General features: G+C 43.5%; 1 protein-coding gene. It reads left to right on the top strand.

Features of this window, described 5'->3' with window-relative positions; translation table 11 throughout:
* Positions 1–92: 92 nt before the first annotated feature.
* The coding region (locus H8Z76_RS13450; RefSeq protein ID WP_186982839.1) for a transposase at positions 93–960 on the top strand (868 nt) is incomplete at its 3' end.

Here is a 960-nt window from a genome sequence, read left to right as displayed (position 1 = left end):
TTTCTGGTATAATGATAGCAAGGATTTTGACGAAAACAAATCGTTTTTCTTGCAGTTTTTTACAGATTTTGAGCATACGAGGGACTAAAACAATGTACAAACCGATCGACAAGCTACAGCATTCTTTCCTTGATTTCAACCAGCCTTTGGGTCTCCACATGAAGCCTGATAACCGCTGGATCAAACTGGCTGACCAAATCCCATGGGATATGTTTGAAGCCAAATACGCTGAACTTTTCCCAAGTGATACCGGTAATGTAGCCAAGCCTCTTCGCATGGCGTTAGGAGCTCTGATCATCCAGACCAAGTTCCAGTATTCTGACCGTGAGCTCGTGGAACAGATTACTGAGAACCCATATCTGCAATACTTTATCGGACTTCCCGGCTTTCGGGAAGAAGCTCCGTTTGATGCAAGTACACTGGTTCTTTTTCGTAAACGCATTTCCGCAGAAATGCTGATGGAAGTAAACGAGTATCTTCTTGCGCATAAGGATGATGACAAAGATGACCATACTCCGCCATCCGGAGGAAAAACCAATGATGATGGTACTGCAAAAGAAGATACACACAAAGGAACGCTGACCCTTGATGCAACCTGTGCACCTGCAAACATACGTTATCCGCAGGACATCTCACTTTTGAACGAAACAAGAGAAAAGCTGGAAAACATGATTTACCGTTTTTGCAAATGTTATGGTCTTAAGCTGCCAAGAAGATATCGCAAACGTGCCAGAAAAGAGTATCTTGCATTTGCTAAGAGCAGGAAGCACACGGCAAAGAAAATCCGCAGCGCACTCCGCAGACAGCTTGGCTACGTAAAAAGAGATCTTGGCTATCTGGAACAGTTCATGAGTGAAGGTTATGCCATGACAGGTAAGGATATCGGTCTATATCTTACCATCATCCGGTTGTATGAACAGCAACAGTATATGTATGATAACAGAGTTCATTCTGTGGAGC

The sequence above is a fragment of the Roseburia yibonii genome, from assembly GCF_014297335.1.
GTDB lineage: Bacteria > Bacillota > Clostridia > Lachnospirales > Lachnospiraceae > Roseburia_D > Roseburia_D yibonii.
Note: the sequence above shows the minus strand (reverse complement) of the source record. Positions and strands in the feature narration are given on the sequence as shown.